Genomic DNA, 8,794 nt, shown 5'->3' with positions numbered 1-8,794 from the left:
ACACCTTCGCCCGTGTCGTACTAATCAACACTTTTGCGCTGCTGAGATCACCTCACTGTCGGATCAGATCATGCATCCGGTAACGCCCCGCCTTCACCTCGTCGACCAGATGACAGTCGAGAAGCTCGTTCAGAGCAGCGGTGGTGTCGTCCATCGAAAAGCCAGTGACCGCAGCACAGATCAACACGTCGAAACAGTCGCCCGGATGCACGCTCAGCAACCGGAACAACCGCCGCGCCGGCTCGCCGAGCGACTCGTACGACGCCGCGAATGCTTTCGCCACACTCCGGTCGCCCGAGGCGAGATGAACCAGTCGGTGTGCATTGCCTACCAGCAGAGCCGCGAGATCGGCCACCCGCCAGGTGGGGCGATGCGCGAGCCGGGAGCCGGCCAGCCGGATCGCCAACGGCAGGTGACCGCACTGCTTGACCACGGTCGCTGCCGCATCAGGCTCTGCCGCCACCCGTTGTGTGCCCGCGGCAGATGCCAGTAGGGCAACCCCTTCATCCAGTGTCATCACCGACAGGGAGACGGGTGGCGCACCATCCAGCCCGGTGATCCTGCGTCGGGATGTCACGATCACCACGTTGCCTGGCCCACTGGGAAGCAGTGGGAGAACCTGCTCGGCGCCAGCCGCGTTGTCCAGCACGACGATTCCTCGTCGACTTGCAAGTTCGTGACGCCAGAGCGAGACCCGCTCGTCGAAGTCGCCCGGTATCCGGCTACCCGACACGCCGAGTTGTCTCAGCAGCGCCGCCAGGGCGGCAGCCGGTGCCACCGACTCAGCCTGGTTGTGCCCCTTCAGGTCGATGAACAACTGCGCGTCCGGGAAACGGTCCGTGAGCTGGGCGGCGACATGCATGGCAAGAGACGTCTTGCCGCTACCCGCCATGCCGTCGATGAAGTGCACGGCCGGAGCGACGCCCGATGCTCGCCGAGTCTCAGCCAGCAGACGCTCGACCGCGTCGGCTCGGCCGATGAAGTCCGGTAACGCCCTGGGCAGAGGCGGAAAGGACCGGATCACCTGTCCGGTACGCGCGGGGACGACCGTCGCAGTCGGGCCAGCCTCCCGTTCGCGGTGCGTGACGCGTCGTTCGTGTGCCGCTATCCGCTGGTAGAACTGCTGCAGCTCACCACCGGGCTCGATGTTGAGCTGCTCACGCAGGGCTCGTCGGGCCGCGGCATAGGCCGCGACAGCCCCGGCATGGTCACCGCGCAGATGAAGCGCCTGCATGAGAAGCAGGTGAGCCGGCTCGCGAAGCGGCTGCGTGATCAACAGATTGCGCAGTACCGGTAGGGCCTCGTCGTAGTTGCCGAGCCGGATCTGCAGTCTGGCGTACAACTCGGCCGCAAGCATTCGATCCTCGGCCGCCGCGACCACCTGAGCGGAGAGTGACGGGCCGAGCGCAATTCCCGTGAGCGCCGACCCTTGCCATCGCGCCAACGCACCGGACAACAGCTCCACTGCCGCCACCTCGTCCGATGGCACCAGCCGACGCGCCTCGGCAACCTCTGCCTGGAAGGCGAACAGGTCCACGTCCGACCGTTCGACGTCGAGACGGTAGCCGTCCTGGACACGGGTCAGCAGTTCACGCTCCGGCACCAACTTCGCGAGACTCCTGCGAAGGTTGGCGGCATAAGTACGGACATTGGGTACGGCTGACAGCGGCGGCTCTTCCGACCACAGCTCGTCGACGAGCTGTGCGACCGACACCAGCCGGCCAGGATTACACGCGAGCATCGCCAGAACTGTCCGCTGTTTTGGAGTCCCGAGGGGCAGCACCGCTGACCCGTGACGCACCGCGAGACCGCCGAGGACTTGAATCTGCACCGGCTCCTCAGCTGCACTCATAGGATCACCGTGTGCAGCTTAGCCAGCTCAGAGCCGACGAGCTGACCCCCACATCCCGGCACTCCCGGCCGAAGCGATGATGAAACAAACAAACTCTCTGGAGACACTTGTTCGGCTAGAAATCCTCCGCCGACCAAGAGAGCGGGAGACAAGAACCGGCCCCAATGACGGAACCGAACCCTCCGTCAGAACACGGGGACACAACGTGACAGAAAAGTGCCGTATTGGCCCAATATGCGCAATACGACACGTAATGGTACCAACCGGCCGCAAGTCCCCCTAGATTCGGCAGCAACAAGCCGGATTCAGCTGGGGGTAAAAATGAACTCGCACGAATGGCTCTGATCCCAGCTTCTCGATGAGAAGCAGTCGAAGTACTCTTGCGGAGCGCAGCCCCTCGGTGACGAATGGGGATGACGGTTGACTTCGCAGGATCGACAGACCGGGACCGATCGGCGGCTACGGCCGCTAGTCGGTCTCGTCGTCGTTCTGGCCGGTATCGCCGGCGCCGTCTCCGTCGCGCACTTGCCGAACTACGGTGTCCTCGCCGCCACGTTCCTCTGGCCCGCACTGATCTCTCTGGTGACGCTCGGCTTCATCGTCAAGGTCCAGGTCCGGATCCGTTCCACCAATCACCGCATCGCCTGGACCGAGACCGCGATCGTAGTCGGGCTGGCCGTCGCGCCCTCGCCCGTGGTCATCCTCGCCACCGGCTTCGGCGTGGCCATCGCCACCACCCTGATCCCGTTGCCGCCGATCAAACGGTGCTTCGGCATCGGCAAGAACATGCTGGTCGCCACCGCCGCCGGCCTGGTTCTGCAACTGTTCCAGTGGCCCCCGACGAACTCGGACATCATCAGCACGATCGTCCCGCTGGCCGCCGCCTACCTCGCCGCCGTGTTGCTCGACGAACTCGTCACGTTGCCGGTCATCGCCATGGCCACCGGCACCTCGTTGGGAAAGCTGTTCCGCGAGGACTGGGATCTGCGACTGACGGCGACCGTCGCCCGTCTCATCGTCATCATCGGCACGGTCCTGACGATCAGGACCGACATCCGCATGCTTCTCGCCGTACCACCACTGGTGCTCAGTCTTAACCTGCTCTACCTGACCCGGGTGCGCAGCCGCACCGAGCAGCAGGCGTGGCAGCGGCTCGCCCAGACCACCGACGCGCTCAACGTCGTCGAGTTGGACGAGGTCCTCACCACCGCCGTCACCCGGGCCGCCGAACTCTTCTCCGCCGACGAGGTGGAGGTGGAACTGCGCGACGCCGCCCGGCTCGTGCGGGGCAACTCCGACGGCATCAGCTACGACGGCCCCACCGCCGAGGCCCCCGACGCGACAGGCGCGGTGGTGCCCGCGCCCCTGGAGGGGCACGACAGATCCATCGACGTGGGCGTACTGCGGCTGCGCTTCCGCGGGTCGGTCCAGCTCACCGAACGCGAGCGGTACACCCTGCGTACCTTCGCCTCGGCGCTGTGCACGGCGGTGCGCAACGCCCAGGCGTACGCCGAACTCGCCCGGGTCGCGCAGGCCCACGCCCACGCCGCCGCCCACGACGCGCTCACCGGGCTGGCCAACCGGCGGCACCTGCTCGACGAGGGCAACGAGCAACTGCACGAACGACACGCCGACGGGGTCACCGCACTGGTGCTGATCGACCTCAACCACTTCAAGGAAGTCAACGACACCCTCGGGCACGCCGCCGGCGACCAGATGCTGATCCGGGTGGCCGAGCGGCTGCGCGCCGCGGCCCGCACCGACGACCTGGTTGCCCGACTCGGTGGCGACGAGTTCGCCGTACTGCTGCGCACCCTGCCTGCCCCCGCGGTGGCCGCGCACCGGGCCGAGACGCTGCTGGCGGCGCTGCACGAGCCGTTCGACATCGAAGGCATGCAGATAAGCGTCGAAGCCAGCGGAGGTATCGCCATCGCGCCGGCCGCCGGCGGGATGGTCGAGCTGCTGCGCCGCGCCGACGTGGCGATGTACCAGGCCAAACGGGCCGGGCAACGGGTCGCCACGTACGCACCCGCCCGGGACACCGCCGACCTCGGCCGACTCACCCTCGGAGGTGAACTGCCCCGCGCCGTCGCCGACCAGGAATTCGTCGTCAACTTCCAGCCCATTGTCGACCTCGGCACCGGCGAGGTGATCGCCGCCGAGGCGCTGGCCCGGTGGCGTCACCCCACCCACGGCATGATCGACCCACTCCGGTTCCTGGAGACCGTCGAACGGTCCGGCCTGCTCCCCGCATTCGCCGAGGCGATCCTCGACCAGGCACTTATCGCCGCCGGCACCTGGCGCGACGCCGGGTTCGACGTGCCGGTGGCGGTGAACGTCTCTCCACGCAGCCTGCTCGACGCCCGCTTCCCCGGCGCCGTCCTGGCCCGGCTGCGCGCCCACGACCTACCGCCCGACCGGCTGATGCTGGAACTCACCGAAACCCTCACCCTCAGCCAACTCGACGTGGTCGACCAGGTACTCACCCGGCTACGCGACTCCGGCGTCCGGCTCGCGCTGGACGACTTCGGCACCGGCTACTCCTCGCTCTCGCTACTGTCCCGAATTCCGGTGCACGAGCTGAAGATCGACCGCAGCTTCGTCACCGCCATGGAGTCCTCCGCCGAAGCCGCCGCCATCGTCCGATCCACTCTCGACCTCGGCCGAAGTCTCAATCTCGCCGTGGTGGCCGAAGGAGTGGAACGGGACCCGCAGCGCCTCGCCCTCTGGGAACTCGGCTGCGTCGCCGGTCAGGGCCACCTCTTCGCCCGCCCACTGGCCGCCGGTGCCCTGCTCGCGGCGCTGCAACGCGGCACCGCCGGTCGCCCCGGCCACCTCGCGACCGCACTGCACGACGCCGGCGCGGTGGTCCGGCTACCACCCGGACGCCGTCAGGGGGGCCGGGGCCGACACCAACCGGCCTGACACACTGACCCGGATGAGCAACGCCGATGCGACCGCCTCCCGCCCCGCATGGTGGCACCGGCTCGACGCCACCGGCGGCGGACTCGGCCTGGACCTCGGCATCTACGCCGGCTCAGCCGCGTTCGCGGCGATCACCGCGGCAACCTCCACGCTGGTCACGCACCGCCACTGGGGCAGCCTCGCCGCCGTCGGCTACCTCGCCGCCGCGCTGCTGGTCACCTGTCAACTGCTGGTCCGTCGCCGGCGTCCCGACTCCGCCCTGGCCGGTGTACCCGCACGCTGGCTGGTCGCCAGCCTCGCCTGGTCCACAGTCGCCCTGCTGCCACTGACCTGGCAGAGCATCCAGCGAGCAGCCGGGCGAACCGACCGGGCGCAGGAGGAGGTGCTTGTCGTCGAGGACTCGGGCCGTCGCCTGCTGGAGACCGGCACCCCGTACCTCGGCCCCGACGCCATCGCCGCCCTGCCAGCGGGCGAACAGTTGCTCGGCTACACCCCGTACCAGCCGGGAATGGCCCTGTTCGGGCTGCCCCGCGCCCTGCACGACACCTGGTGGACCGACGCCCGGGTCTGGTTCGCCGTCGGCACCGCCCTGGCCCTCTTCCTGGCCGCGCGCCTGCTGCGCCCGACCCCCGGACTGCCGGCCCGGAACCCGGCCACCCTGCTCCGCGGCATGCAGGCCGCAACCGTATTCCCCGTCTGCGCGCTGACCCTCGCCACCGGCGGGGACGATCTGCCCGTACTCGCGCTCTGCCTGCTGGCGCTCGCCTGCGCCGGCACCGCACGACCCGGCTGGGCCGGCATCGCGGTCGGTGTGGCCGGCGCGCTCAAGCTGTTCGCCTGGCCGGTCGCGTTGGTGCTGGTCATCTGGGGCCTCACCCGACGCGCCGGCCTGCGGGTCGCCGCCGGAGCGTTCGGACTTCCCGCCCTCGCTCTGCTGCCCGTCCTGCTTGTCGACCACGAAGCCCTCGTGGAGAACGTGCTGCGCTTCCCGCTCGGACACGGCCTGGTCGCCAGCCCCGCACAGTCGCCGTTCCCCGGCTACCTGATCGCGGCCAACGTACCGGCCGGCCGCGCCGTCGCCGCCGCGCTGCTCGTCGCGGCCGGGCTGGCCATCGCCGTCCGACTCGCCCGCCGACCGCCCCGCACCGCCGAGACCATCAGCCTGATCTGCGCGTACGGGCTACTCGCGGCCATTCTGCTGATGCCCACCACCCGCTTCGGTTACCTGCTGTACCCGATCGCGTTTCTCGTCTGGGCTCCCGCCCTCGACCTTCCCCGGATCGGGCAACCGGCGGGCGAAGAGGCCCGGCAAGGCGTACACCTGAGGGCATGACCACCTACCGCGATCGCAGCGAGGCCGGTCGGGCCCTCGCCGACCGACTCGCCGCCCTGACCGGCCGACCGGACGTCACCGTGCTCGGCCTGGTACGCGGCGGAGTGCCCGTCGCCCGGGTCATCGCCGACCGGCTCGGCGCACCGCTGGACGTGCTCGTGGTCCGGAAACTCGGCATGCCCTGGGCACCCGAGGTGGCCTTCGGCGCCCTCGGTCCCGGCGGCGTACGCGTGCTCAACGACCTGGTCGCCGGCCAACTGGATGCCGACGACATCGCCGAGGTCCAGCGCCGGGAGCAGGCAGAACTCGACCGACGGGAACAGCTCTACCGGGCCGGCCGCCCACCGCTGGACCTGACCGGTCGTACCGCCCTGATCGTCGACGACGGCCTGGCCACCGGCGCGACCGCCCGAGCCGCCGTGCAGGTCGCCCGGCACCTCGGTGCCCGCCGTGTCGTGCTCGCCGTGCCGGTCGGCGCGCAGGAGGCCTGCGAGATGCTGGCCGACGAGGCCGACGAGGCGATCTGCGCCCAACGACCTGCCAACTTCGGTGCGGTGGGTGCCTACTACGACGACTTCCACGAGGTCTCCGACGACGAGGTCACCGAGGCGCTGACCGCCACTGCGTGAACCGACCAGGTACCTTCGGATGATGAGCCTGACCTGTCCCAAGTGTCACGGAGAGATGCGCCAGTACGAGCGCAGTGGCGTCGTCATCGACCAGTGCGGCGAATGCCGGGGCATCTTCCTCGACCGCGGTGAGCTGGAGAAACTGTTCGAGGCGGAAGCCAACTGGAACGCCAGGCAGACCCCGCCGGCTCCGCAGCCGCCCCAGCACGTCGCCCAGCCGGGTGGCTACCCGCCGCCCGCGCCCGCCCCGCACCAGCCGGGCTACGGCGCGGTGCCGCCGCCCCCACCGCCCGGCTACCCCGCGCCGGCACCGGCGTACGGCCACGGGCAGCAGCACTACGGCTACCACGGGCACTACCGGCGCAAGAAGCGTAAGAGCTTCCTCGACGACATGTTCGGCTGAGCCTGTACGGTCTCCGCTCCGGCGTCGGATCAGACCGCGCCGGGGCGGGGACACCGTGCCAGAGCCGACGGACCTCGGGTCAGACGATGGCCATGTCCACGAAGCGCGACAGGTGCAACTGAGCCGCCACCGTCACCGTGTCGGTCGGCCCGTTTCTGTGCTTGGCCACAATAAAATCCGCCTCCCCCGCCCGTGGCGACTCCTTGTCGTAGTAGTCGTCACGGTGCAGCAGGATGACAACGTCCGCATCTTGCTCAATTGACCCAGACTCGCGCAAATCGGACAGCTGTGGTCGCTTGTCGGTACGTTGCTCCGGGCCACGGTTCAGCTGACTCACCGCAATGACCGGGCACTCGACCTCCTTGGCCAGCAGCTTGAGCCCTCGGGACAGGTCCGCGACCTCCTGCTGCCGGCTCTCGGTGCGTTTCGGTGAGGTCATCAGCTGGAGGTAGTCGACCACGATCAGCTTGAGGTCGTGTCGCTGCTTGAGGCGGCGAGCCTTGGCCCGGATCTCCATCAGGTTCATGCTCGGGGTGTCGTCCACGAACAGCGGTGCCTCACTGATCTCGCCCATGCAGCGGGCCAGCTTGGTCCAGTCGTCGTCGGAGAGCTGCCCGCTGCGCAGCACGTGCAGGGGTACGCGCGCCTCGGCCGAGAGCAGTCGCATGACGATCTCGACCTTGCTCATTTCCAGCGAGAAGATGGCCGCCGCCTGATTGGCCCTGATTGCCGCATTCCGGGCAAAGTCCATACTGGCCGTCGATTTTCCGAGACCAGGTCGGCCCGCCACGATGATCAATTGGCCGGCGTGCAGGCCGTTGAGCAGCCGGTCCAGGTCGGTGAAGCCGGTGGGTACCCCGGTCATCACCCCGCCCTGGGCGCCGACGGCCTCGATCTCGTCGAGGGTCGGTTGGAGCATGTCGGCGAGGACGGCGAAGTCTTCGCTGACCCGACGCTCGGTGACGTCGTAGACGGCCTGCTGGGCCAGGTCGACGATGTCGTCGACGTCGCGGCTGCCGCCGCTCGCGGTGCCGTAGCCGAGCTGGACGATCCGGGTGCCGGCCTCGACCAGGCGCCGCAGCACGGCACGCTCGCTGACGATTCGCGCGTAGTAGGCGGCGTTCGCGGCCGTGGGCACGCTCGCGATCAGCGTGTGCAGGTACGGGGCACCGCCGACGCGGGCCAGGTCACCGGAGTCGGCCAGGGCCGCCGCCACGGTGATCGCGTCGGCCGGCTCGCCTCGGCCGTAGATCTCCAGGATGGTGTCGAAGATGGTGGCGTGGATCGGCCGGTAGAAGTCGTTGGTCTTCAGGATCTCGACCACGTCGGCGATGGCGTCCTTGGACAGCAACATGCCGCCCAGGACGCACTGCTCGGCGGCGATGTCCTGCGGCGGGGTCTTGTCGAACTGGCCGTCGCGGGGCGGCGGGCCGGAGGACGGCCCACTCGGATACGGCTCTGTCCGCATGTCGTCGGTGACCGACACGGGCCCCCCTCCACTGCGTCGGCGCGGATCCGGGCACGGATCCGCCCGGGTACCACCAGGTTGACCATCCACGCGATCGGGGGCCATCGGGCGGGCGGCTGGGGCAACCATACGGAACGCGAGCTCAGGCCCTCAACCACAGCGGTGGACGAGCCTCGGGACAACC

Annotated in this window: 6 protein-coding genes; 4 read left to right on the top strand and 2 right to left on the bottom strand. The window is 69.0% G+C overall.

All coding sequences use genetic code 11. The features are described 5' to 3' along the window. Positions 1-52: 52 nt before the first annotated feature. On the bottom strand, positions 53-1,852 hold the full coding sequence (locus tag C1A38_RS16870; RefSeq protein WP_102658774.1) for an AfsR/SARP family transcriptional regulator: 1,800 nt from the start codon (positions 1,850-1,852) through the stop codon (positions 53-55). Between the two features lie 420 nt (positions 1,853-2,272). Here C1A38_RS16870 and C1A38_RS16865 point away from each other — a divergent pair, with 420 nt between their 5' ends. Genes C1A38_RS16865 through C1A38_RS16850 form a run of 4 tightly spaced genes read left to right on the top strand, consistent with a single transcriptional unit; the run spans position 2,273 to position 7,142 of the window. After that, positions 2,273-4,777 carry a putative bifunctional diguanylate cyclase/phosphodiesterase gene (locus tag C1A38_RS16865; RefSeq protein ID WP_102658773.1) on the top strand — a complete coding sequence of 835 codons (2,505 nt, stop codon included), beginning with the start codon at positions 2,273-2,275 and terminating at the stop codon, positions 4,775-4,777. A gap of 13 nt (positions 4,778-4,790) precedes the next feature. Further along, positions 4,791-6,110: a glycosyltransferase 87 family protein gene (locus C1A38_RS16860; protein WP_102658778.1), complete on the top strand. Its 1,320-nt coding sequence runs from the start codon at positions 4,791-4,793 to the stop codon at positions 6,108-6,110. After that, on the top strand, positions 6,107-6,739 hold the full coding sequence (locus C1A38_RS16855; RefSeq protein WP_102658772.1) for a phosphoribosyltransferase: 633 nt from the start codon (positions 6,107-6,109) through the stop codon (positions 6,737-6,739). The genes C1A38_RS16860 and C1A38_RS16855 overlap by 4 nt, the downstream gene beginning before the upstream one ends. A 19-nt stretch (positions 6,740-6,758) precedes the next feature. Next, positions 6,759-7,142, top strand: coding sequence for a TFIIB-type zinc ribbon-containing protein (locus C1A38_RS16850; protein WP_102658771.1), 384 nt, complete (start codon positions 6,759-6,761; stop codon positions 7,140-7,142). 79 nt (positions 7,143-7,221) lie between these two features. Here the strand turns inward: C1A38_RS16850 and dnaB are convergent, their stop codons facing one another. Further along, positions 7,222-8,610: a replicative DNA helicase gene (dnaB, locus tag C1A38_RS16845; RefSeq protein ID WP_377678417.1), complete on the bottom strand. Its 1,389-nt coding sequence runs from the start codon at positions 8,608-8,610 to the stop codon at positions 7,222-7,224. Positions 8,611-8,794 lie beyond the last annotated feature (184 nt).

Source organism: Verrucosispora sp. ts21, assembly GCF_002879555.1.
GTDB classification, from domain to species: Bacteria; Actinomycetota; Actinomycetes; order Mycobacteriales; family Micromonosporaceae; genus Micromonospora; species Micromonospora gifhornensis.
This window is presented reverse-complemented; position numbering and strand designations above follow the sequence as displayed.

What these genes read in the sequence shown, in the direction of transcription:
- C1A38_RS16870 (WP_102658774.1), bottom strand. Translation starts at nt 1,852, where the DNA reads ATGAGTGCAGCTGAGGAGCCGGTGCAGATTCAAGTCCTCGGCGGTCTC.
- C1A38_RS16860 (WP_102658778.1), top strand. Translation starts at nt 4,791, where the DNA reads ATGAGCAACGCCGATGCGACCGCCTCCCGCCCCGCATGGTGGCACCGG.
- C1A38_RS16855 (WP_102658772.1), top strand. Translation starts at nt 6,107, where the DNA reads ATGACCACCTACCGCGATCGCAGCGAGGCCGGTCGGGCCCTCGCCGAC.
- C1A38_RS16850 (WP_102658771.1), top strand. Translation starts at nt 6,759, where the DNA reads ATGATGAGCCTGACCTGTCCCAAGTGTCACGGAGAGATGCGCCAGTAC.
- dnaB (WP_377678417.1), bottom strand. Translation starts at nt 8,610, where the DNA reads ATGCGGACAGAGCCGTATCCGAGTGGGCCGTCCTCCGGCCCGCCGCCC.